Annotated in this window: 16 protein-coding genes; all 16 read right to left on the bottom strand. The window is 55.3% G+C overall.

Annotated features, from left to right (window positions below; genetic code table 11):
- Positions 1 to 3 precede the first annotated feature (3 nt).
- The gene (locus ACWAU4_RS04285) at positions 4 to 2,487 is read right to left on the bottom strand and encodes a toxin VasX (RefSeq protein WP_454290457.1); all 2,484 of its coding nucleotides are present in this window, start codon (positions 2,485 to 2,487) and stop codon (positions 4 to 6) included.
- Positions 2,474 to 3,433 (bottom strand): DUF4123 domain-containing protein, encoded by a 960-nt coding sequence (locus ACWAU4_RS04280; protein WP_190534763.1) that lies wholly within the window; start codon positions 3,431 to 3,433, stop codon positions 2,474 to 2,476. Before ACWAU4_RS04280 ends, ACWAU4_RS04285 begins: the two co-directional genes overlap by 14 nt.
- On the bottom strand, positions 3,420 to 5,486 hold the full coding sequence (locus ACWAU4_RS04275) for a type VI secretion system Vgr family protein (RefSeq protein WP_208125541.1): 2,067 nt from the start codon (positions 5,484 to 5,486) through the stop codon (positions 3,420 to 3,422). The genes ACWAU4_RS04280 and ACWAU4_RS04275 overlap by 14 nt, the downstream gene beginning before the upstream one ends.
- Before the next feature lie 306 nt (positions 5,487 to 5,792).
- On the bottom strand, positions 5,793 to 6,311 hold the full coding sequence (locus ACWAU4_RS04270) for an Hcp family type VI secretion system effector (RefSeq protein WP_025890191.1): 519 nt from the start codon (positions 6,309 to 6,311) through the stop codon (positions 5,793 to 5,795).
- A 236-nt stretch (positions 6,312 to 6,547) separates the two neighbouring features.
- Positions 6,548 to 7,822: a type VI secretion system ImpA family N-terminal domain-containing protein gene (locus ACWAU4_RS04265; protein WP_208125540.1), complete on the bottom strand. Its 1,275-nt coding sequence runs from the start codon at positions 7,820 to 7,822 to the stop codon at positions 6,548 to 6,550.
- Between the two features lie 75 nt (positions 7,823 to 7,897).
- A complete protein-coding gene (gene tssM, locus ACWAU4_RS04260) occupies positions 7,898 to 11,458 on the bottom strand; it encodes a type VI secretion system membrane subunit TssM (RefSeq protein WP_044733765.1) in 3,561 nt (1,186 codons plus the stop codon).
- Between the two features lie 16 nt (positions 11,459 to 11,474).
- Positions 11,475 to 12,875: a type VI secretion system protein TssA gene (gene tssA, locus ACWAU4_RS04255; RefSeq protein ID WP_208125539.1), complete on the bottom strand. Its 1,401-nt coding sequence runs from the start codon at positions 12,873 to 12,875 to the stop codon at positions 11,475 to 11,477.
- Positions 12,876 to 12,878: 3 nt separating this feature from the next.
- A complete protein-coding gene (vasI, locus tag ACWAU4_RS04250; RefSeq protein WP_025012072.1) occupies positions 12,879 to 13,532 on the bottom strand; it encodes a type VI secretion system-associated protein VasI in 654 nt (217 codons plus the stop codon).
- Positions 13,532 to 15,088, bottom strand: a complete 1,557-nt coding sequence (locus ACWAU4_RS04245; protein WP_025012071.1) for a sigma-54 interaction domain-containing protein — start codon at positions 15,086 to 15,088, stop codon at positions 13,532 to 13,534. The genes vasI and ACWAU4_RS04245 overlap by 1 nt, the downstream gene beginning before the upstream one ends.
- Positions 15,088 to 17,676, bottom strand: a complete 2,589-nt coding sequence (gene tssH, locus ACWAU4_RS04240; protein ID WP_062793985.1) for a type VI secretion system ATPase TssH — start codon at positions 17,674 to 17,676, stop codon at positions 15,088 to 15,090. The genes ACWAU4_RS04245 and tssH overlap by 1 nt, the downstream gene beginning before the upstream one ends.
- 10 nt (positions 17,677 to 17,686) lie before the next feature.
- The gene (gene icmH, locus ACWAU4_RS04235; protein ID WP_028781258.1) at positions 17,687 to 18,478 is read right to left on the bottom strand and encodes a type IVB secretion system protein IcmH/DotU; all 792 of its coding nucleotides are present in this window, start codon (positions 18,476 to 18,478) and stop codon (positions 17,687 to 17,689) included.
- Positions 18,479 to 18,481: 3 nt separating this feature from the next.
- On the bottom strand, positions 18,482 to 19,813 hold the full coding sequence (gene tssK / locus ACWAU4_RS04230) for a type VI secretion system baseplate subunit TssK (protein WP_025889987.1): 1,332 nt from the start codon (positions 19,811 to 19,813) through the stop codon (positions 18,482 to 18,484).
- Positions 19,814 to 19,815: 2 nt separating this feature from the next.
- Entirely contained in the window at positions 19,816 to 20,346 is a 531-nt protein-coding gene (tssJ, locus tag ACWAU4_RS04225) for a type VI secretion system lipoprotein TssJ (protein WP_025889986.1), read from the bottom strand.
- The gene (tagH, locus tag ACWAU4_RS04220) at positions 20,346 to 21,674 is read right to left on the bottom strand and encodes a type VI secretion system-associated FHA domain protein TagH (protein ID WP_062794014.1); all 1,329 of its coding nucleotides are present in this window, start codon (positions 21,672 to 21,674) and stop codon (positions 20,346 to 20,348) included. The genes tssJ and tagH overlap by 1 nt, the downstream gene beginning before the upstream one ends.
- A 15-nt stretch (positions 21,675 to 21,689) precedes the next feature.
- On the bottom strand, positions 21,690 to 22,700 hold the full coding sequence (gene tssG, locus ACWAU4_RS04215) for a type VI secretion system baseplate subunit TssG (protein ID WP_044733760.1): 1,011 nt from the start codon (positions 22,698 to 22,700) through the stop codon (positions 21,690 to 21,692).
- Entirely contained in the window at positions 22,664 to 24,430 is a 1,767-nt protein-coding gene (gene tssF / locus ACWAU4_RS04210; RefSeq protein WP_025889991.1) for a type VI secretion system baseplate subunit TssF, read from the bottom strand. Before tssF ends, tssG begins: the two co-directional genes overlap by 37 nt.
- Position 24,431: the final 1 nt, after the last annotated feature.

The raw sequence follows: 24,431 nt of genomic DNA, 5'->3' as shown, positions 1-24,431 counted from the left end.
ATCTCATATCTCGGACTTATTCGCACCTTCCTTAATCTTGGTCAGCAGAGGATCATACCAAATAGCCGCGATACCAAAGGCGACAAGATAACCTGTATTGTAAATCAGCGTATGAAGCTTTTTACTTTCGGCATCGGAACTGTCGAACGTAAAGGAGTCCCAAGAGTACTTCTCTGGCATAGGTGTATATAACAAGTTGATATATCCAAGCAAAATAGCCGTTCTGCCCAAGGTAATGTGACTTGCCAGCTTTTTGCCTTTATCCAGATAGCCCTTTATCCCTTCAGAGAGTTGACGTCGGCTTTCCAGTGTCACCGCCTGTTGCTTGGCAGCTGCCCAATAGGGCTTCTCTTCTACAAGCAGTTGAAGTGCTTCTTCTGCCTCGGAGATTTCACCGGTTACTTTTTGTAGTTTGTTTCTAAATTCTTTACCTTTGCCTGCAACTCTTTTGACTGTCTTATTTCGTCCCTGCTTATAAATTTTTTTATTTTTCTTTTGTTTCTTTTTGGCGTCCTTAGTCTTTTTATCAGCATTGTCAATTGCTTTTTCCAGATTGCTTTCTTGTTTTTTCAAACCCCTTACTTTTCCTTCCAAAGCAGAAAGCTTTTCCTGATAAGCCTGAAAAGCTTTTTCATAGTCAGAAAGCTCTTCAGTTTTCAGTGGAATATCTTCAACAAAAGAGTTAATCAGCAGTGATTGCAACATTAAGCTGGTTGAATGGGTAGAGATCCCCTTTTCCCCCCGAAACAGAGGGAAAATGGCTTCCAGTACATGCGACCAGCCTTGGGAGGTTTTATCGGCAAAGGCTTGTCGCATTGCATCCAACGTCTTGTGGACATCTTGATGCAAATCAGTAGCCCATTTGTGCTCTATCAACGGCAACTCATTAAATGCCGCTTTAACCTCGTTCATTCTTAATACTGCGTTGTTACTTACTGATACTCCGGTTGCCGACAACAAAGCCGCCGGTTTTTGTAGGCGTCCGTTGAGCTCTTGGTGCAATAAGGGGTCAAAACCGCTCGTGGTCAAAGCAATCAACGCCTGGGGCTTGGAAGCACTCGAAAACGCACTGGCAAGAATGTCTCTTTTAGCATCATCAAGAAACATCACCAGCAACTGTAGACTGTCGCTCATCCAGGTTGTTAAGCCCTCTTGATGGCTGGGATGATGACAATCTGCTCCTAATACTCTGGCATTGGCCTGAATATGAAAGTGGCAATCAAACAGCTCATCCACCCTAGGCCCAATCTCTTCCATTAATGCGCTATCATGCTGCAAGTGTTTTGTCAGAAAACTTTCCGCTTTCTGCATATTGGCATATTTACGCCTATCTCTTTCAGCCTCCCAACGAGGCAAATCCAGATTCCACGCCGAGCCATATTCGGCAGCAAGTTCTTGTTCAAGCTTCAAGAACTCATCAGGTGATACAATGCCTTTTGCTCCTTGAGCGGCATAAATCCTAAGCTGATCTTCATATCTGTTTACGGCTTCCCGATAATCAGTCAGTTTATCCAGATAACGGTTGATTGCCAGTTCATTCCCTCTGACTTTTGGCGGCAACTTATCATTGTGTAGCCATCCATCCTCACCGAGCATATCAAGACCGCCACAAATCTGAACTACCGCTTTGGCATTCATCCGGCGATACATTTCATCCTCATTAAACTCATGCATCTGTCCGGATAGATAAAAGGTTTGAGAGGCGATATCACAGATATCCGACCAAATATCATCCAGTGCGACCATCAGGGCCGAGTCTTTATCGCTTATAGGGCCTAGGTAGGTAGTCAGGGGCTGAACCGGCTTACCGCTGAGCGTTTCATCTCCCTCCCCTCTGTCTTGCAGGGAAGGAACCGCCAGAGGGAACTTGGCCTCGCCGGCAATATCGGCAACCTGGCTCAACACCTTGATTGGGGCAGTATGGGGCTCTGCCATAGTGCGGCAAAATCCAGGCAATGACAGCTTGCGTCCCCAACGACGCTGGGCTTCGCCATTACTGCGATAATGCTCCAACATGGGCCAGGAGCACCTTAGCTGGCTGAACATCAAATACAGCTCAGAGCCGCGGTTATATTCCAGATAGACTTTAGGCTCCAGCGCTGTACCGCGCTCGCTGAGCGGTTTGTCGGCCTCGTTGTCACCAAACTGGTAACGGATCAACTGAGGTCCCCTGACTTCATATTCGTGCAGGGTCTTTTCAGTTTGGTTCCAGACATAAAGCCAGCCGTCGGTAAGCTGACGCAGGGTGTAGCTATTACATTTGAGCTGTCTGCTGAAGTAGCCACCGGGGAAGTTACCTTCTGAAGGCAAGTTGTGTTTGGGGCAAGGCTCCGGCACCAACTGGAATTCATCCAAGGCATAACGCACAGGCACGATTTTGACGGTTTGCGCCTTGAGTGGGCAAGTTGCCAGTAAAGAACCGGCTTTAGTATCCGACTCTTGAGTGGCCTTATCGTTGGCATCCTGTTGTTGTCTATCGGCCGACATGGGTAACTCCTTGTAACGCATTGGCTCTTTGTTGATTTAACTGCTTGGCCAAATCTGCGGCTTGTGCCAAAGCCGCAGATCTGTCACTTCCCCGGGTTTGCATCAGGTTAATAATGCCGACGTACTCTGATTGAGAGACGGGTTCATCGCTAGCCTGGTGCTGATCAAGCAAAGCCCCGGAAGCACTGCTTGCCTGATTGCCGATAAGATTCTTTTCAAAGTCGGCACCGAGATAACCCAAAATATTGCCGTAAAGAAAAATGTCCCGCTCCGATTCCCACCCTTGCGCGGCGGCGCGCTCGGCAATAGCCAAGGTTTCCGCCAGGGAAACCGAACCGAACTCATCGGCAAAGAAGTGCCTCAAATGCTGCTGCAGCCTAAGACCAAATTGCTGCCAGCAGACCTGCTGCATCACCTTGAGGTGGTCATCGGTCAATTGAAAGCGCTGAGTTGCCTCACTGGGCTGAGCCGACTGAGGCACTCGGCAGTGCCAGTGTTCGGCAATAGTGTCATACACCCAAACCCGGCCGAATATGCCCGCCGGGAACAGTGCTTCCAACGGCAGTTGCGCCGCCATAAAGCCCGCCAGCACTCTGGGGTCCTGATAGCGAAATAATACCTGGTGGCCCAGCGGGTGTTGCTGCAAAGGTAATTGCTGAAAATAGTGCAACAATTCAGCACTGGAGGAGGTTGACTCAAACAGCCAGACACTGTCCCGGTAGCAAAGCTGTTGCTCCAACCAATCCAACAACTGACTGTCGGCAGGACATTGAAGCAGCAAGGGTTGAATATCGCCGAGAGACTCGAACTGAGTCCCTTGATACAGGGGTAGCATAAAGACGCGGTTATCCAGCTGATACAGGGTCTGCGCCAGGTTCCGGTGCAAACAGGCATCCCAAAGCAGATACAGCTGCCCCTTGAGTCCAGCGAGATCAGGCAGGGGCATTTTCTTCCTCCGGCTGCTCGCAAATTTCGCACACACCTTTAGCCGTACTGGCAGCCAGCAGCAGAGTGCCACTCTGCTGGGATGGATTGGGCAAAATCACTTTTTCGCCTTGGGGCAACTCGGCAGCGGCCACTTCACCCGGAAGCTCCGGTGCCTTGCCGGCAAAGCCGCTGCCTGAGCCTGGGCTGCCGCCCGAGTTGAGATTAACTGCCGCGCCGCCCAGGTGCACCCCGGCCGGATCGACCTTAACGAAGCTGCCACCGGCACTGATGCTGATCTCGGCGCCGGCATCGAGCACAATTTTCCCCAATGACTTGAGATGAACTTCACTGCCCACTTCGAGCGCTTCTTTGGCGGCGACTTTCTGCTGATAGCTGCCATCCACTATCAGGCTCTTGTCGCCGGTTACCTGCTGGCGGGACTCGCCCAACACCGTCAGGTGGTCGTTGCCGCCGATGCGGCTGCGCCTTTCATTGTCCACATCCAGGTGGTTGTCGTGCTTGATATGCTCGTGCCTGTCGTTCTCGGTCAGTAGGTTCAGGTCTTTCTGCGCATGCAGGTAAATCTCCTCTTCCCCCGCTTCATCCTCAAACCTCAGCTCGTTGCTGCCCTCGCCTTTGTGGCTCTGGGTCTTCAGCACAGTGCGGGTCTTGTGGGCCGGCAGCGCGTAAGGCACCTGGTTCACCGCATGGTAGGCCCGGCCGGTGATGATGGGTTGGTCCGGGTCGCCGTCCAGAAACGACACTATCACTTCATGCCCTATCCGCGGCAGCGCCATAAAGCCATATTGACCACCGGCCCAGCCCTGGCTGACCCGTATCCAGCAGCTGCCGTGCTCGTCACCCTTGGCATATCTGTCCCAGGGGAATTGCACCTTCACCCGGCCGTATTCGTCACAAAATATCTCTTCATCCTTCGGCCCCACCACGGTCGCTATCTGCGGCCCCGCCATCTGTGGTTTGGCCTTCGGCTCCGCTTGCCATTGCATGGAGGAAGGCACCGCCACTATCTCGTTACTGTAGGTCGTGCCGCGGCTGTTGTTGTCCTCTTCCGCCGCATTGCCCTGCTCGCCTGTGTGGCTGACCCCCACTATTACCCATTCGCGATTAAGGCTCGCATCCGGGTGTTCGCTCAGGGCAAACTTCTGCCCGCTCAACGCCTGCAGTTGGTCACTCTTGAGCAGCAGCTGTTCGCTCTCCCGTCTCAGTCCCGCCAGGCGCACCTTGCTGAACAGTTTGCCGTCGGCATCGTCCTTGTAGCGCCCCGGGTAGTCGAAGTGTTCATAGCCGCTCTGTTGCCAGTCTGCATCCTCCGTGCTCGGTTGCAGGAAGCTGTAGGCCGGTTTACGGAAGCTGTAGTCCTTGAGGGTGGCCCCGCTCTCGGCCCGGCGGTGGCGGTATTCGGCGCTGCGGACACTCGCCTGCTCGGCGCGTCCTCCCGCCAGGGCGTTGTAGGGGTAGCTGTGGGGGCTCAGGCTCAGTTTGTCCAGTGCATCGCACAGCACCAGGGTGTGCTTGTCGCTGCTGTGCTCGAAGTAGTAGAACAGCCCCGCTTCGCGGGTCAGGCGTTCGAAGAAGTCAAAGTCGCTCTCGCCATACTGCACGCAGTATTCCCGTTTGCGGCTTTCATGGCGCGGGTCACAGCGAAAGGCGTAATCGGTAATGCCCATTTCACCGAACAGTACCGCGATGATGTCGGTCAGGCTCTTTTCCTGGAAGATGCGGCTGTTGCGCCGCAGTTGCAGGCGGCTCAGGGCCGGCTCCAGTCTCAGCCGGTAGCGGGTCTGTCTATGGCCGCTGTCGCCGCGGCCAAAGCGGCTTACTATGCCGTGCAATTCTCGCTGGCATTCGCCGTCCTGCCACCAACTCAGTACCCCGCTCTGGTCCACCAAGTCGCTCGCCTTGATATCGTCCCGGCGACTCAGCAACTCAAGCTCAACCACATAAGGACTCGACAGCGATTCTTCCAGCTTGAACGACAGCACCGACAGGCTATCCTCTGCCAAACTGCCCGCCTTGAATCCAAAACGCATGCCGCTCCCTTGATGACTCATCTTCGCTGTCCTTATTATCCCTGTCCTTTCGCGGTACTCTTGCTGTCTGAGCTCTTGCTGTCTGAGCCCCGGCTTCCCTTGTTTTAGGGGAAGGCGTTGAGCTCCGCTCGCTGAGTGCCGTTTTGCTCTTGGTTTAAATGCGATTGACTCGAATGTCTGTTGAATGTCCGTTTAGCCGAATTGCACCAAAAGCCATTGGCCTGCTCTCTGGCTCTCAATCAACCGTTTACACTGTCAGTTGACGTCCCCGCCAGAAAACACCCCAATGGCAAACAGCCACCGCAAGGCGGTGGCTGACACACACTATCAGGCTTCGATGGGCTTGCGCCAGTCATCCGCACCTGAAGTACCGGCACTCACGTGGTCCCAGTCTATCTTGCGATAGGCCATTGACACCTCAACCAATTGGGTGAAATCCGCCTTGTTCGGGTCCTGGCAGTGTGGCATGTGGCAGTTGATGTCCACTATCGTCGCACCTTCAAGCTTGGTGGTGAAGAAGTGCTCCTGCTTGCCCTCGATAGAGGTGCGGTACCACTTCAGCTCAACCTTGTTCAGCTTCTCACCGGATGACAGCGAGTTGTACATCAAAGGCACCGCCTTGTTCAGCGCCACGGTGAACTTGAACGGCTTGTGCACCCGTTGACCCGAAGGCATGCCTGACTGTGGGTCGGTCGGCACTGTCACCACATGGTTGAATTCCTGAACCAGCATCTCGTCTTCATGACCTTCCACAAAGATGTCGCCCACTGACTCGGCTGTAAACGCGCCTGCGGTGATGTTGCCCTGGGTTTGACCTTCGATGGAGATATAACATGGTGTTGGCATGGTTAATTCCTTTTACTGTTGAATGAGTGATAAAACCTCATCACCCAATGCCAGAAGCATGCCAAATCGTAAGCCACTGTTTTACAACAACATCCAAACCCACTCCCGCTCTCCGGGCAATTTCTTGCCCGAACCCGGGCAATTTTTTGCTCGCCGGGCAACTTCTTGCCCGAAAGCCGCCAAAGGCCAGAGTTCAAGAGCGGACACAAAGGCGGCCAAACGGGGGAATTCTTGTATTACATAACAACATCTTGAACAGCGGCCGCATCTTGGACATTAGCTCTATCTGAACCCGCCGCCATTGGCGCTTTATTCGAGTCTGGGGCGGTTTTGGCTGCCGGGTCATTTGTAACGCCAGAAGCCTGAGTGAGCCCCAAACTCTGGGCCAACAAAGTGCGCTTGATCAGCAGGGATTTCAGCTGCCTGTCCAGCAGTGTCAGCTCCTGAGCTGCCCGCTCATTTTGCTGTTGCTTAAGCAGCTCATCGATGAAGTAGGCTCTGGCCAACACGGGGGACAGGCTACTGGCATACTCGGCCATATCCCGTGACTGACGCTGCAGCGCACTGAGTTTGGTGGCATCAAGCCCCTGCCATTGCTGTAACTCTTTGCTTAAGTTGGCCGCTCGGGTGCGACTGGCGGCAAAACGCTGGAAATACTTGTCCAGCTCCAACAGATAATCTACCTGCTCGGGATAAACATAAGGTTCATCGTTGGCCAAAGGTGCAGCGGCAAATAGCTGATCTATCTTCTGCCACAGCGGCAGTGCCGTTTCAGTCAGCAACTGAGCCACCTGCTCGGGTGGCTTGGGCGCAAATCGCTCCGGCCAGAATTTCTGCCCTATGGTCAGTCCCAAAGGTTCGGCAAAGTGTCCCGCCGTCAATGCCAGCAACAAGAGGATTAATCCCAACGGCCAACTCAGCCCCTTGGAATTAGCCTGCTGCTGAGCACTTGTGGCAACAGCGGGTCGCTTGGTCGGTTGTTTAACGCCATCAATCTTGTCGAAGATTTGAAAGCCGAGCGCATCCAGGTTTGGCATCTGCTTGGGTTGACGCGCCTGCATCAGCTCAAACAGCTGCTGACAGGCATATTCACAACGATACCACTCACGGATATTGCCTTCAGTAGCTTGCATATCCTTGAGCTCCGGCAATAACTTGCCTATGGCCCAGTTCAGTATTTCGGCGCACTTTTCCGGGCTGATAGTGCCCATCTCTTTCGAGTGCGCCAACACGGTTAACAGTAACTCCAGCCCGGATGCCAAACCGGCAATGCCGCGGGTCTTGGCTGCAGCTACCGAAAAGTAGCTGGCCGCCAGTAGATCCACCCCATCTGTCATCGCCAGAGTGGCAGCAAGATCATAGACCTTTTCCCAATCCGTCCCACCACTGAAGGGAGATTGGCGCCGGTTGATCTCACTACGCATCTGCTGATAGCGGTTATCTTCCCGAAGCTGAGCCGGTGCTGCGGTCATTCTGAACCATCCGGCATTCACTGTTGTTTGCTGTATCAACTTGGTACACCTCAAATTCCATTAAGTTGAGTCCCACAGGGGAATTGGGCTTCCACGCTGTGGAAGCCCGGCGGCTCAGTAGAGTGTTTTAGGCAACTGATAGTTGCTGAGCAGATTTGAGGTAAAGGGATTACTGTTGTCTGCCGTGTGGATCCGATAGGAGATATCGCCCTTATCCACATTGAACTGATAATCCACACTGGTCGAGCTGGAGCCGGTGATCCTGGCGCTGTCGAGCAGCCTGAAGAATGCCCATGGGCCTTCGTAGCTCAAGGAACGCGGTGACATATTCACTTCGCTTGGCACCAAAGTCAGCTTACTCTCGGCCGTTTCCCGCAAGGTGTTGGGCCATACCAATTCGATGGCGCGACGTGGGCCATGGGTGTATTCCACGTACTGGCCATCGACGTTGATCACACTACGACGCTTGTTGGGGCTCATCTGCAGGGGCTCCAGGGTGAACTGTACGTCCAGGTTGCCCTTGAGGTTGAAGAAGGCGGTCTGGATCTGTTTCGCCTGCTCTATCGCCTGCAAGACCTCTTTACGGATCAGGCCGGTTTCACTGCCTGCCAGTTGGTTGAGCTGATCCATATTTTCTTCCAGGAACATCCGCATCTGCTGATCATAGAAGGTATTCAGCGTGCCTTGCGGGCCGAAGAAACGTTCAAAATCGGCAATCGACACCTGTTTAGTTGCCTTGGGATTGAAGGGATAACGGGATGCCAGATTCTGCTGGAACTCCATATACACTTCGTTGTACCAACGCACCTCAAGATGCTTGATAGCACTCTGCAGCACGACCTTCCAGCTCTCCTTGGCCAACTTGGACACCATGGAGTCCAGCGGCTTGGGCAGGCCATCGGAAATACGTTCCAGCGCGTAAACAGGGTCGGCATCGTTGAGCTTGAGCCTTTCCTGAGCCGCCTTCAGTGCCGCCTTGCCCACATCCGGGGAGTTTTGGATCCCGCGCAGATAGGCGTGCAAGCGCACCACTGCTTCCATCACTTCATCCAGATAAGCCGGCTTACCGTCCTGGGACTTGAGCATCTGGTTCAGTTCGACAAAGTCACCGTCTATGGTCGAGGCGATACGATACTGAGGCGATTTGAGCAGCGCCTGACGGGCCTGATCATCATCCGGCATATCCGGGAACAGCTGGGTATTGCTGCCCAGCGTTTCCAGCAGGCGCGATAGCGGCTTGTTGCTCATGGCCACGTTATCCAGTACCAACACCGCCTGGTTGATGTCTTCGAAATTCTTCAGTTCAAAACCATTCAGCGCCCGGCGCCAGCTGGCGTTATAGTCGGCCAGATATTGGGCCACTATCTTGTTGCGCAGCGCCGTCTTGTCGGCATCGCTGAAGTCTGTGCTGTGAGCCTGGCCGAGTACCCAGCTGTCAATCAACGCCAGCTCGGCGACTGAATCAGATCTCGGGATAAAGAAGCGCTCAAAACCTTGTTTGGTGAGTATTTTCGGGATCTTGAAGATCTCAGGATCCTGCGCCGCTATCTGGGAGTCAAACACCAATTCATTGGCCGGGCCAACGGTCAAACGCAGATCCAGCGGTGCCCCCAACTGAGATACGGAAGAGGACTTGAGGTATCTGTATACCCGCTGTTCTATCGGCAGCAGGCTCAGCTCATTCTGGGCCTGGGCCACCATGGTATCGAATGGCTTGAGCACAGTCTCAGCGTCCGGATTGGACTCCAGCCGTGCATGCTGCAAGTCTGTGTGCAACAAGGCGTAATCCAGATGCTCCATCAGTTGGGTCTGCAGCTCACGATTGCCTTCATAGGCCTTCTGCCAAACATCGGCAAAGTATTCGCGAACAAAGCTGTCGCGGCGGCCACTCTTGTCGGCCAGCATTCTGAATACCCGCAATACCGCCAGCTTTTCATCACTGCCTTCTGGCGCATCGGCCAGATCCCGCGCCACTTGCCGGAGCAGTATCGGCAGATAACGATAAGACAGCAGGTTCAGATAGGTCTCTTCCACCTTGGGTCCTATGGTGTGACCCTGGTAGAGGCCGAGATCTGAGATTAACCTCGGCTTGTCACGGAAGAAACCAAACTCCAGGGTAGCCGCCCGAATGGTGTTCAGTGGCGGGATCACATTGCGGGCCAGCGGATCGAAATTTGTGTTATCGATAAGCTCGTTGTATTCATTCACCTTACTCAGCACGGCATCGGCCTGAGCGCTGTTGAGCAGGTAGTATCTGTGCCAGCTGCCTATCAAGAGCACTGAGGCGATAGAGCAGGCCACAAAGGACAGTGCCATGATGCGGCGTTTTTGCTTGGCCACCTTGAAGTTGTCCGAAGCCAGACCCGCTTCCGGATATATGATGCGGGTAAAAAGCGAACGGGTGAAATAGGGAGTAGAGTTTTCACTGCGCTGGGCACTGTTGACCGACTCACTCAGGCCATAACGGCGGGAAGCGCCATCCACATAGGCATCTGTCGGCACACCTTGCTGATAAACAGAGGTCATATAAACCCCGCGCACCAGTGCCGAGGTCGAGAACTGATCGCTTGCCAACGCATCGACGAAAAACTCACGCAGCACCTTGTGGGCACCGGCAATCTGACGTGAGAAGCTGTAGATGGCCGAGCGCTCTTCCTTGTCGCGGCACTGCAGCAGCGCCCTTGGCAGGCCGGCATTGATGCGCTGAATAAAGTCTTGCCAATCCTGATCAAACTCATTGAGCCAGCTGTCGAGATCGTTGACCGAATTCAGGGAGAAGGTGAAACCGAGGATCTCATCCCGCTGCGCCTGGGTGAAATGGCGGAAGAAGGGCTCGAATCCCAGCAGCAGATCCAGTTTGGTCAGAGTGATATACACGGGCAGACGAGTTGACAGGGTTTCCATCAGCTCGCGCAATCTGGCACGCAACAAGTGGGCGTAGGCCTTGCGTTCGGCCACAGGATCGCTGACCAGGCTGGCCATATCCAGCGCCAACACCACGCCGTTCAGGGGGCGGCGACTGCGGGTGCGCTCCAGCCACTCGACAAAGTGCAACCACAGGCGGCGCTCTGTCTCGCCATCCGGGCTGGTTACCGAAGGCTTCTGGGTCAACAGCTCACCGTCCGGGTCAATCAGTACGGCATCGTCACCTATCCACCAGTCAAAAGAGAAGGGGTTTTCAGACTTCTTGCCCGAGGCGCGCATAACGGAAGAGAAAACAAACTTCTGCCCGGAGCGGTTAATCAGGCTGGTCTTACCGGCGTTTTCCACCCCAAGCACCAGGAACCAAGGCAAGGCGTACAGGTAGTTACGGGTGTTGAGGCTTTCTTTCATGCCCACCATCACCTCGTTGAGTTCCTGCTCCTGGCGTTCCACCAGGATCTTCACCGGGTCTTCCTTGAGCTGCTGCTCCCTGACCTTCAAGGCGCCGATACGCAGCAGACGACGCCACTGCACCCAGCCCCAAATAGTAAAGCAGGACAGGGAGAAGATGGTGCTGGCTATAATTCGGGCCGTTGTCGATGCCAACGGTTTCTCACCGTCCAGCTCCAGCCAGGGGCCCGCCCACCAAATCGCCACATTGACCAGAACGAAGATAGCCACCAGCAAAATGGGCAGCGCCGACTTCAGTTCCGGCAGCAGTTTCCTCAAAAAGGATTTGATCATCGACCACATATACATTTCCCTGTACCTAACTCAGATTGACTTTTTGTTGTAAACGAGACATCAGACCCGGCTCCCAATCCGCCAGACTGGTGTCCGTGGCCTGGCCAAGCAGCACTTGGTACTCCACCTCTGCCATGGCCCCTAACTGGTGTTTGTCTTTCAAGTCGGCCCCCAGCAGCCGCAGATAGAACTTGTCCCTCGGCTCAGTGGCCTTGTGCAGTTTTTCGTTGAGCGCCGCAAATGCCAGCGACAACCCGCCACTGGCGGCCAGTTCCCAAATTTCCTGCTCGTAACTGCCGCCTTCGGCCGAACCTGAACCCTGCTGCTCGCTGCCGTTGAGCCAACTGCGGGTTTCTTTGGAAACAAAAGGCACGCCGCCTTTGAACGACATATCCAAAAGCGCAGGCAGACGTTCAACAAAGGCTGCCGTCTCTTCCAGAATCGCCTGAGCCCAGGCCGGCTGCCCCAAGGTCTGTGCCAATTGGGCACTGAGACAGTGACCGTCAATCCAGAAAGGACTCAGGCTAAGGCTCTGCTCTATGCGTCTGAGCAGCGCCAGATCCGGACTCTTGGCCAACTGGCTTCGATACTCGGCCACTCTGTCGGCAGAGATAGGCATCAGGCTGGTTTCGCCCTTGGCATTGGCATTTTCCGGCGCCGAGGTCACACTGAACCAGATGGCAAAGCGTCTGAGCCTGAGGCCAAGCGCCATGCCAGCCGGATTCTCGGCGATAAAGTCCGCCACCTTGAGCAGAGCTTGCTTGGTCGCCTTGTCACTGCTGTTGTCTATCTCCAGCCTAGGCATATCCCTGCTTTCACTGCTACTGCGGCTTTCACCGGCGCTGGATTCCTGCGCGGGTTTGGGCTTGTTGGCAGGCTCACTGCTGAAACGGCGCTTGAGCTTGGCCTCCAGGGCCTGCAGTTCATCCACAGGCAACTCTTTGGCGGCCGCGGTATCACATAGAGCCTTGAGAGACTGCAGCAATACCGACTTGGTGTCGGGATCGCAAAAATCGGTATCCAGCCCTTCGGCTGCTTTCAGGGTTCGCTGCACTATTTGGGCGAAAAACTTGCGCCTGGGCAACACGCCTCTGGGGCCCGGCGCCGGATGGCAAGTCTCCCAGAAGGAGGCCATAAAACGCTCCAGCAGTGCCAGCGAACAGGAGAAACGCTCCAAACTGCACTGATGCTGCAGGCATTGCAGCAAATAGGTGAGCAGTTTCAAATCCTTGCTCTTGGTTTCCAGCAACTTTAAGGCCGCACTCTCCACCTCGTGCCATTGCACTTCGGAATGTGAAAGCGACCCCACCTTCATCATCTGGCCTTCCACATAGTCAAACAGCACATCATCGCTGAGGCGCTCTCCTATGGGATTGGCCTCACTGATGGGGCGGCTGACTTTATCCAGGTATTGATTCAGATCCATCTATCACCACCTGCAAGATTGACGCAGTGGCTTGAGCGCACTGCCAAGTTCTCGGGTATCAAACTGTAAGCCGTCTATCGCCTTGTTGGCCGAACGCAGGCGCACATCGTCGCCGCGGATCAGGGCTTTCATCACCTGAATGGCCGGCAGGCCGCGGCCGGTGCGGAAGATATAGCCGGTATCATCACTGAGCCAGCGCTGCGACTGCTGCTCGACGCCGTTGATCTGCAGCCCTACCTGGGCCCAGCCATCTTCCAGCGCCGTGGGCAACATCAGTTCGACCCGGCTAATATCGTCGATGCAGCTGAGCATAAGTACCGGACGCGGTGGCAAGGCGCCTATAGCAGGCGCGGTCAACCAGAGATCTTCTACGGCATCCGCTTGATGCCCGGCAATAAAGGCCATGCCCTGTTGACGATTTTTCTCGGACGCCATGGCGACCTGAAACGCCTCGGGATAAGGGCTGCTGTCAGTGGTTTGCTGCGGCACCACGGTTGCCACCGGAGTGTTGAACAGCTCATCGAAACAAGCCAGTCGCTCCAGTCTGGAAGGGATTTGGGTACAAGCCTCTGCCTTGGCCACTGTGTCGTCCGAGGCCTGAGCCGAAGCGGCCAGCCCCCACAGGCATAAAAATATAACGCCTTGAATCCTTGACATTATTCGTTAATCTCCAACTTCTGGCATTTGTGGGAAAAGGTGCGTTTCGGCATTCCCAGACTGACAGCCGCCTTGGCTCTGTCACCGTTGCAGGCCTTCAATCTGGCGCTGATCACCGCCCGCTCAAACTGAGCTACCGCCAGCCTGAGATCGGAAATGGCCTCAAACTCCTGCCCCTCTTCGCTGGGTAATTGCGGCTTGGGCATTTCCGAATCCGTCGCCGGCAAAGACGCAGTATCTATCTCGACACCGTCGGCAGTGAGGGCGCAGGCATAATCCAGCATATTGCGCAGCTCGCGGACATTGCCCGGGTAGCCGTGGTTCTTCAGCCGATTGAGGGCGCTAAAGCGGATGCCGGGGATCTGTCGCTGCTGACTCTGATTGAACAGTGCAATAAAGTGCGCCGCCAAATCGGGGATATCCTCGAGCCGCTCCCTGAGCGCCGGTAGCTGCAGTGGAAACTGGCACAAGCGGTAGAAGAGATCGCGACGGAACTCACCACTGTGGATCTGCTCCTTGAGGTTCACATGGGTAGCGGCCACCAAGCGAAAATCGGCGTAGATCTCCTTGTTGCCTCCCAGTGCCCGGTAGTGCCCAGTTTCCAGTACCCGCAGTAACTTGGACTGCAGATTCAAAGGCATATCACCGATTTCATCTAAAAACAGCGTGCCCTGGTGCGCCTGGGCTATCAGCCCCTGCTTATCCTTGTCGGCACCGGAAAAAGCCCCCTTGGCATAACCGAACAGCTCGGACTCCAGCAGGTTTTCCGGTATTGCGGCGCAGTTGATCGCCACGAAAGGTTTGCCGCTGCGCTCAGAAAAGTCGTGTATCGCCCGGGCCACCAGTTCTTTGCCCGTCCCCGTTTCGCCCTGCACCAACACAGACAACTGTGAGGCCGCGCCGCGCACTATCTCCTGCCTGAGCTGACTCATGGCCTGACTGTCGCCCACCAGGTTCTTGCCAAGTTGTTGCATGGCATCATGTTGTTGCTGCTGGCGACGCAGTTCATCGAGCGAGCTCGACAGCTGAGACTGATCTGAATTCTGCCGCAACAACTTATCCAGCAACTGCCAGTGGCGCATAAAGACGGCGGCATATTGCTGCCAGTCCTGACGGACAAGCAGACCACTGCCCTGTTGCTCGGCCAGACGCAGACAGAGGATAGCCCGCACATGACCCTCATGGCTCAGCGGGAAAAGCAGCAGTGCCTGCTCCTTGCCGACCCGATCGCACAGGCTGACAAAACCGCTGTGCTCCTGCCAGTAGGCGAGCCGGGCCTTGTTCAGCAGCATGGCTTCGCCTGTCTGCAACACATGGGCAAACGGATGACGAAAGTCGGTAACCGCCAAACAAAGCGCCTGCAATGAGATCCCTTCACACAGGCCAAGGCAGGACAGTGGCTTGAGTTCCCGACCATCGAAGCCCGGCGCCAGAAACAGATGGTTATCCAGCCCCAGCTCCAATGCCAAAGTATCGAGAAACTGCTGCAACAGCCCATCAAACTGCTGGCATTCCAGCAATTTTGCCGCCTGTTCCAACCACTGCTCAGTCACCACTATCGCGCCTCTCCGAAGAACTCACCGTCACGGCAGCCCAGATGGATCTCACTGACCTCCTCTTTGGCCGCCAGCTTGTTGAGCAGCGACAGCGATAAGGGCGGCAGTACCTGGCCGTCTATGATGGCTTCCAGCATACGGGCGCCGTTTTCACTGCGGGTCGCGCGGCGCATGATTTCATCCACCAGAGTCTCGTCACAATGCACCTTGGCCTTGTAACGCTCCAGCAAACGCTGCTCCAGCGACGCCAGCTTGTAGTGAATGATCTCCTTGAGCACCTCTTCACCCAGCGGCAGATAGGGCACTATCTCCATTCGCGCCAGCAGCGCAGGCTTGAAGAAGGCCGCCAGCTCAGGGTAAAGCTTGTCGTCCAGCAGCTCTGGCTGGGCGCTGTAGTCCACTATCGTCTGATAGCCCAGGTTGGAGGTCAGGAAAAACAGCACATTCTGGCAGTCAATCAACCGGCCTTCGCCATCGGCCAATTCGCCCTTATCGAACGCCTGATAAAAGAGGTTCAGCACATCCGGATGCGCCTTTTCCACCTCATCGAGCAGCACTATGGAGTAAGGCATCTTGCGGATGGACTCGGTCAGAATACCGCCCTCACCGAAACCGACATACCCGGGAGGCGAGCCTATCAGCCTGGAGACAGTGTGCTTCTCCTGATATTCGGACATATTGATAGTGGTCAGGAATTGCTTGCCGCCGTAGAGCTGCTCGGCAATCTGTACCACGGTTTCTGTCTTGCCGACGCCACTTGGGCCCACCAGCAGGAAGGCGCCCTTGGGACGTCCGGCGCGGCGCAGGTCTGCCCTGGCGGTGAGCATATTCTTGTGCAGGCGGGCAATGGCCACATCCTGCCCTTTGAGGCTATGCCCCAAGAGCTCAGGCAGATGGGTTATCTTGTGCAGCTCATCGCCACTCATTTGCGATACCGGCACGCCGGTCCAGTCGGAGATGACTGCCGCTATCTGGGCCTCATCCACCTGAGGGTATATGAGGCGTTGATCGCCACTGATGGCTTCGAGTGATTCTTCGGCCTGTTGCAGCTCCAGCCGCAGCCCTTCGAGCTCTGCTTCATCGTCACAATCAAGAATGGCGCGTCTCAGGGCCACTACTTGAGTGACTCCCGCCTGTTGCTGCTGCCACAGGGATTCCAGCTCGGCATACTCACTGTCGGCTTCTTCCTGGGCTTGGTGCAGATGATTCAGGCGCTCTTCATCAACCGGATGACCGAGTTTTTTCTGGCGCTCCAGCAGTTCGGTTTCCATATGGCGCTGATGGCGCAAGTTATCCAATGCCGCCAAACGCTTGGGGGTACTGCTGAGATTAATGGCGATTCGGGCACAGGCGGTATCCAGCACATCGATGGCCTTGTCGGGCAACTGACGGCCGGAGATATAGCGCGCCGACAGATAAGCCGCCGAGCGCAGGGCGCAGTCCTGGATCAATACATTGTGGGAAGACTCATAGACCCCGTGCAGGCCACGGAGAATATTCACCGCCTGTTCGACACTGGGCTCATCGAGTTTCACCAGTTGGAAACGGCGACTCAGCGCCGGGTCTTTCTCGAAATACTTCTTGTACTCTTTCCAGGTGGTGGCGCCTATGGTGCGCAGCTCACCGCGGGCCAGAGCCGGTTTAAGCAGGTTGGCCGCATCACCGCCGCCTTCCTGATTACCGGCGCCTATCATGGTATGGGCTTCATCGATAAAGAGTATGATGGGGTCGGCCGACTGTTTGACCTCTTCAATAATCGACTTCAGGCGCTTTTCAAACTCGCCCTTAACCGCGGCGCCGGCCTGCAACAGACCAAGATCCAGCGACAACAGCTGCACCCCCTTGAGCGCATCCGGCACCCGGCCGTCACAAATACGCAGCGCCAAACCTTCCACCACGGCACTCTTGCCCACACCGGCATCACCAACCACTATCGGGTTGTTCTTGCGGCGGCGACTTAAGATGTCGATCATCAGGTTGATCTCATCATCCCGGCACAATACAGGATCCAGCTCGCCTTTGCGGGCCAACTCGGTAAAGTTGCTGGTGTATTTGGCCAGCGACGATTGGGCCTCATTCAGTACCGGTGCGCCGCGTTCGGCCTTGACCGTTTGCGATTCGGATGAAGCCTGGGTCAGGGTATTGAATTCCCGTCTCAGGGTTTCGCGATTAATGCTGCCAAGCAGAGTGGCGAGATCCCTTGGCAGGTAACGCTCGGCCTGCATCAGTGCGGCGGCGAAGATGGCGCCGGATCTCAGTTCCGTCTGGCCAAGTTCGGTGCTTGAAAGCAGCCAGGCATCCTGCAGCAGCTCGACCAGCAGCGGTGAAAATGCCGGATAGGTTTCCAGGCTCTCTTCCCTTGGCAGGGTTTCACCGGCAATTTGCCTTACCTGCTCGGCATCGACTTCGGCGGCCTTGAGCAGCAGACGCACATCACCCAGCGGATTGTCCAGCAGACAAGTCAGCAGGTGCATAAAGGTCACTTCCGGGTTCTGACGGGCAATACAGAGTGATGCCGCCTCTTCCATGGCGAGTTTGGTCACGGCATTGAGCTTGCCGATCAAGGTAGTGAGTTCAATTCGGATCATCACAGCTTCCTCAATTCAGGATCTGATACAGTTGCTTGAGCACGCCCGAGGACTTGTTCGCCAGGGACAGGGAATAAAACAGAAAGACTATGGTCAGCATCAGGCCGAAACCGGCAAAGACTGTCCAAATAGGCATCTGGCGCCCAAGGCGATAACGGGTGTTGACCACATGCTCTGTGGCCCCGGTCAGCAGTTCCGGTTCTTCTTCCCGGAGGTGGCGCAGGGTTTCATAGAGGCGATTGACTATCTTGTCGAACTCCTCACGGCCGTTGGCCACCACCTTGTAGCGCCCTTCGAAACCCAGGCAGAAACACAGGTAGATAAACTCCAGCAGTTCACGATATTTGCTCGGTTCGGTTTCCAGACGCTGCAGGATGCCAAACACCTTCTCCCCGCCCCAGGTTTCATTGTGAAAACGGGTCAGCAGCGAATGTTCGGCCCAGGCACTGTCGGCGCCCCAGGGGGTATTCATCACGGCTTCATCGATAAAGGAACAAAGCACATAGCGATAGGCCAGCACTTCGGCGCGATCATAGCCCGCCTCGGTGAGCTCGGCCTCGATGGCCATGATGTCATCCACAGTGTTGTGATAGAGCTTTTCCACATCATCCAAGATGGCCAGCTTGCGTACCCGCAACACCATGCCGATAAGAGGAGATGCCGCATCGATAAGTGCATTGAGGCTGTCACCACGCAGTTGAAACCAATACTCTTTATCGGCATTCATGTTCTGCGCTTCGTCATAGAGCAGCTCTTCGACCTGCTCAGGCGATATAGGCTGTTTTTCTGCTTTGATATCCATTTCTTAGCTCCTGATAGCCCAGAATTGCAGTTCGAGTTCCGGGAAGTCCCCCGCCACGTGGAAGGCAAAACCGCTGGAATTCACCAGCATCTCCCAAGCCCGGCTGGAACGCTCCAGCTGGAAGTAGGTGTAACCCGCGTGGTAAGGCAACTGCCTTGGGGCCACCGGCAGCGGAGACAGAGGCACACCCGGCAGCTGCAGCGAAATGAGCTCGCGGATCTTCTCCACCGAGGCGATCTTGGTCTGCTGGATAAACAGTTTCTTGAGTTCGTCCAGCGGCATTCTGGCGCGCACTGCCAGAATGAAGTCGGCCTGTTTCAACAGATCCGGATCCTGCACCGGCGCCACCATGAGGCCATACTTGCGTTTGTGCAGCTGCAGCGATACCGCCTTGGGCTCGAGCACTATGCTGAGAGACTGACGCAGAGTCGACATTACCTGAGTGAAGGCCGATACCGGCATATCGTGGTCATAGGCGGCAAACGCCGGTGCCATGCGGCTGTCATCGGTAAAGGTGAACAGCTCACCACAAACACTGACCAGAGCCTGATACAGGGTTTCCGGATGCAGGGTCCGCGACAGGGACTGGTGCTGCAACACAGGCTGCATGCGGTTGAGAGATTGCAGCAACATGAAATCGGCCACATCTGCCACCCCGCCCTGGCTCGGCGAGCCCAGGCGCTGGGCGATATTGCGGGCCCGCTCGCGCATCAGACCGGCCATCTCTCCGAGGAAACGGTGCAAAATCGGCACGGCGCTGACATTGTAATGGCAGGGAATAAAGTTGGGATCCAGCACCACACTGCCATCTGGACGCTTTTCCAGAATGCGGGCGATGGCCAGCGAGCTGTAGGCGCTGCGATCTTCCTTCTCCAGCATCAATCTGAGCCTGACCGGGCTGACATCAATGGCGGTAAAGTCGCCCTGATGGGTGTGAATGTCCCGCACCTCGTGACGCCGATTGAGATAACGTCCGGCGCCCTGCTCGTCCTGGGCCACTTCGGTAATTGAATCACTGCGCAGCGACAGCGCCAGGTAAACAATCTGGTTGGCCAGTGAGCTGTCGGCCACTTCCAGTGCGTCCGGCAATACATCTTCCTGAGGGATGTTGAACACAGTGCCATCCGGCATTACGCCACGGGCACGCTGAATCGCAATGCGACCAAAGCTGAGATACTCGGGGTTGAGTTCAAGCTCGGTGATCCCATAGAGATAACCGCTGACCGCATTGAGCCTGGCGTCAGTGAGGTATTCCTGATAACGCTGCTGCTGTTGGAAGTGCTGAGGCTTGATAAACAGCCCTTCACTCCATATCACTCTGTTTCTTGAAGACATTGTTATTCCACTTTATCCAGTACTATGTCCTGCTCACTGAAAAACATCAGCAGGTGATATTCACGGCCCATGGGTTTGATCTTGACGACCTTCTTCCATTGGGCGACCTCGGGATCACTGAAATGCGCCATGATGCCTATGTATCTGGTGTCCTCATCGACAGCGAAATGGTCGATAAACTTGAACTGTCCCGGCAGCAGGGTGTAGTCACTGTGGTCGATATAATTGGAGCCGAGCGCCTCTTTGTAATCCGCCTTAAGCGAGTCAAAGTCGGCGGCCAGAAACTTGGAGTCATCTTCCAGCTCGTACACCACCAGCTCCAGCGGCGTGGCATCGCCGGCCGCATTGGGGTTGACCTTATCGAGCGCATACATGCTGTAGGTCAGTTGTGTCGGCAGGTCTTTGGCCTCTCCCACTGGAATGGAAGGGTCCCACAGTACCTGCGCCGTTTTCTTGGTGGCATTCCATGCCGAGCTGCAAGCGGCCAGCTGAAGCAAACAAAGCCCGATTAAACCCAGCCTTATCAGTCCCATCAGAATTCCCTTTGCAGTTCCCTGAGTTTCTTGTCATAGGCCTGTTCAAACACTTCCCAGAAGAGTTTACGGAAGCCCTGTTGACGGGATGACGTCAGCTCCTGGTAGTAGTTCTCATACATTTCCCAGGCCCAGTTATCACCTGGGTTGAGCGCCGACTCGCTCACCTTGCGGTATTGGCTGAAGCGCCTCAGCAAGGTGTCGGGTGAGAAAGACTTGAGGATGTAGTTGAGCGCCTCTGTGATGGCGTGCTGTACCGCTTCATTGTGGTGCCCAATGGAATTCAGACTCTCGCTGATGGCGGCCGCCGGAGACAGATGCACCGGGCTCTTGTTGTCATCAAACAGAGTGCGGACGGTTTCCTGATAATCCAGCCCCAGACGCAGCGGGTTATCTTCGATGGGCTGCAGGTTCTTGTTGATCAGATCATAACGGCTGCTTTGCGCATCCTGATGCAGTGACAGCAGGCCTTTAATGGCGGCCTGCAAAGCAGCGCCCATTTCAATGGCCAGTGCCTGCTGGGTGCCTGTGTCGTTCATATCACCCAACTGTACCCCTAAGCCGCGCAGCATAGGGCCGGTGGCGATATGGGTGCCTTCATCGGCGGGCCAATCATTGCCCAGGCCGTTTTTGACTTCAGATTCCAGTAAGTCCAGTGCATTCTCGTCCATAATATTGTCCATTTTCGCTCGTTTGTTCAGATGAATAGCCGAACCGGTATCGAAGTCCGTGTCGGCCTGGGCAGTAAAATTCTTGCCTTGCCAGTAGAGTTCCTTGGCCAGCAGGGATTCGGCGTTTTCCTGCTCTTTGGTCACAGATTCCTGGTCAAATTCAACGCTTTTGACCGCGGCCTGTTGTTGCCTGTCCAGTGCCAGTAAAGGGTCATCCAGGCTGGCATCGGTTTCTTCCTCTTCTTCGGCGGTTTCCGCCTGAATAAGTGAACCGTTCTCAGACTTGAACCATTCAGAAAGCTGGCCGGTTACCGGGTCGTCTGCCTGCTCGCTGTCGAGCAGCGTCACCCGTACTTTGTAGGGGCCAATGGCGATATGATCGTTCTCATTCAGCCGGGCTTTGCGATCCCGCCCAAGCTCCACGGTGGAGCCGTTGAGAAACACCCGACCGCAGAGATCTTCAATACAGAAATGACCGTCCAACCAGAGGATGCGACAGAAGTAGTCGCCTATGGTGCGCTCCCTGTCCCTGAGCACCCATTCGCAACCTGGGCCGGCGCCTATCAGGCCGCCGTCCTTGTTCATTCTTGTGTGGGGCACCAGGCCTGACTCCAACAACTGGGAGTTCACCACATTCAACGCAATCAAATTACTCAAGAGGCCAACCTCCCTTTATTGCCTGATTTGAATCAATACGCTCTTGCGCGTGCTATCGCCCTTGCCGAGGAAAGAGGACCATCCCAATTGGCCGCCCTTTTCTTCCCCCAGTTGCAGCAGCGGGGCTTCATCTTCCCTGAGCGTCAGCTCAAGGTCATAGGCCATCTGTTCCCGCAGGATCACTTCCATCACCTTGCAAAGTGGCTGGAACTCCCGCCCGGATGGCAGAAAATCGCGAAAACGCTCTAACGACAGCTCTTCCATACAGAGCACAAACTTGCCGCAAAGATCGCCGACCCGCTCCCCAAGCATGGTGTCTTCCCCCAGCCTGGAGTTAGCCATCCCCAAACGGCAACGCTGGGACTCGGGGATCTCCACCTGTCGCAGTTGCCATTGGCGAATGCTCACCTGGGGCAGGTCGAAACAGTGCGCCACTATGCCGGCAACCGCCTGGGGCGAGCGGCTGCGACCGGCGAGCATGCCGGCGTAGGCCAGCATCTTGCACCAGTTGATTGGTGTGTCGCCGCGGATATCCTCGTTGGCCAGCCCCACCAGGGCGTAGACCTGGGCCGAAAAGCTGTCGCTGGCATCGTCCTGAAAACGCACGTAATAACGGTATTTGCGCCACAGGCGATACAACAAGGAAATCAATCTGTTATTAAAGAAATCCAGAAAGTTGCGCCGAATGCCGTCTTCATCGTCGAGCAGCATATCCAGCAGGTAACTGGGCAGCGGCGACTGGGCGCCATTGAGACCGAGAAAACAGGTCTCCAGCCGCAGGCGCCCATCCCCCAGAGACTCGAGCATGGAGATATCCGCCGGCGCAAATCCAAGGCTTGGGTTGGCGCTGAACTGCAACTCACCGGCCAGTTCCCACTGGGCATCTTCCGGATCTCTGCCTTCCAGTTGGTGCAATAACTCCACCAACTGGAAAAAGCTGTACTCACGGTAGTCCTGCGGCAGCCTGCTGCCACCCGGCTCCGGAAAGGTTATATCAGCGGTTGTTGACCGCTCTGGATATCCCATGTGTACCTTTCCTTGTTATGAGCATTGATAACCACCAACTCATGAAACGAGTTGATGCTGGCGTAGAGGGCAAAAAAGTGGTTCAGCACAGTGCCGAACAGGTAAAGGTCGCCCTCGGAGCCGAAATACTGTTGGTCGAGTACCAGCTCTGTCTTGAGGCCGCGAACCGGCAATCCCCTGACAATTCTTTCGGTCGGCCCGGACTGAATACTGCTGATGCCGTCGAGTCGCATCCGGGTGACCCGCTCGGCTTGTCTGTCGACCAACGCCTTGAAGTCATAAGCGCGGATGATGGAACAGATGGCATCACGGGACAGCAGTGACAGATAGTTGAGCGACAAGTTGGAGATCAGGGTCCACAGCAAACTGCCATCGAGCACAGGTCGCAAAGGGTGGCTGGGCTCGGTGATATTGCTGAAACGGGCAAAGCTTGGCGATGTATCTGTGGCGACGCAGATGTCGCCCTTGCCCAACTTGGTCGGCAGTTGCCGGTTGGAGCAGGTCAGTGTCACCGACACGGCTTCTGTCATGTCCAGGCACTGGGTCTCATCGCTGCGCACAAATGAGAGGCAATGATCCAGGCCGTCGTTGCGCATGCTGTCGCGCACCCGCATCCGGTAATAAAGCGCGGTGCGATTACGGGCGCGCTCCACTTCATGTTGGAAACTCTCAAACGGCGAATAGATCCGCTGTTGGCCGCGCATTCTGCCCTCATTGGAATCCAGCCAACCCTGCACCTTGTCGACACTGAAGATTTCAAAGTGAGATGGATGGCGACTGGAGGGCACAATCGGGTATTCGACCCGCTTGCCGTTGAGATCGATAGGATCGGCGTCGTGCTCAAACAGGTTGATAGCCGGGACACAGTAAAGCAGGAAAGTATCCTGACGCACATGCACGTCGGCAGGCAACGTCTTGGAAAAAGTGAGTTTGAGGCTGAAGTCACCCTTGAGATATTCGGGGATACACTTGGCGATTCCCTTGATATCGAAGAAATGAAACGCCTCGGGGAATGTCAGGTACTCCTGCAGGATCCGATACCCTTCATAGACGTTTTTCGGATAGGGCAAGATACCGCTGCCGGCCTCAAATCCTACTGACGCAAAGCTGCTGTGCGGCAAGCGATAACTGCCATGGGCGCCGACAATTTCGATAGAGTCCAGATAATGATTCAACCAAAGATACAGCATCTGGGCACTGTAGCTTTGGCCTCCCAGATAAAACCTGAGGCTTTCCAGCCCCATTTCAAGCAGGGAAAGGTCGCTGTTGTTATCAAAATCCAATTGAATAATAGAGGCTTCCCGGGAATGGGAAGCATCTATATGACGGATTTGCACCGGATAAACATCAACAGGACGACAGGTACGAAAATGGCAGATCTGCCCTTCGACCGGATGACTGTCCAGCATACAACCGGCCGCAATCTCCTGCCTGTGGGTGATCCCCTTCTCATGCGGATAGAAGCGCATGATGGTATGACTGGGAATCGGCCTGAGATAGTTGGGCCACAGCATGCTGATCATCGAGTGAGTAAACTCGGGGAATTCATCGTCAATCTTTTCCCTGAGTCGACCGGTCAGAAAAGCAAAGCCCTCGAGCAAACGCTCGATATCGGGATCAGTGTGGTTACCGTGAAGATAACGCGCCAACTGCGGATGGATATCCGAAAATTCCCGCCCCTGCTCTCTCAAGAAAGCAAGTTCATCCCTGAAGTATTTGTCCTGAGGCACT

The organism is Shewanella sp. FeAMO (genome assembly GCF_053653955.1).
Note: the sequence above shows the minus strand (reverse complement) of the source record. Positions and strands in the feature narration are given on the sequence as shown.

Coding starts and splice junctions, on each gene's coding strand:
- ACWAU4_RS04285 (WP_454290457.1), bottom strand. CDS start 2,487: ATGTCGGCCGATAGACAACAACAGGATGCCAACGATAAGGCCACTCAA.
- ACWAU4_RS04280 (WP_190534763.1), bottom strand. CDS start 3,433: ATGCCCCTGCCTGATCTCGCTGGACTCAAGGGGCAGCTGTATCTGCTT.
- ACWAU4_RS04275 (WP_208125541.1), bottom strand. CDS start 5,486: ATGAGTCATCAAGGGAGCGGCATGCGTTTTGGATTCAAGGCGGGCAGT.
- ACWAU4_RS04270 (WP_025890191.1), bottom strand. CDS start 6,311: ATGCCAACACCATGTTATATCTCCATCGAAGGTCAAACCCAGGGCAAC.
- tssM (WP_044733765.1), bottom strand. CDS start 11,458: ATGTGGTCGATGATCAAATCCTTTTTGAGGAAACTGCTGCCGGAACTG.
- tssA (WP_208125539.1), bottom strand. CDS start 12,875: ATGGATCTGAATCAATACCTGGATAAAGTCAGCCGCCCCATCAGTGAG.
- vasI (WP_025012072.1), bottom strand. CDS start 13,532: ATGTCAAGGATTCAAGGCGTTATATTTTTATGCCTGTGGGGGCTGGCC.
- tssH (WP_062793985.1), bottom strand. CDS start 17,676: ATGATCCGAATTGAACTCACTACCTTGATCGGCAAGCTCAATGCCGTG.
- icmH (WP_028781258.1), bottom strand. CDS start 18,478: ATGGATATCAAAGCAGAAAAACAGCCTATATCGCCTGAGCAGGTCGAA.
- tssK (WP_025889987.1), bottom strand. CDS start 19,813: ATGTCTTCAAGAAACAGAGTGATATGGAGTGAAGGGCTGTTTATCAAG.
- tssJ (WP_025889986.1), bottom strand. CDS start 20,346: ATGGGACTGATAAGGCTGGGTTTAATCGGGCTTTGTTTGCTTCAGCTG.
- tssG (WP_044733760.1), bottom strand. CDS start 22,700: ATGGGATATCCAGAGCGGTCAACAACCGCTGATATAACCTTTCCGGAG.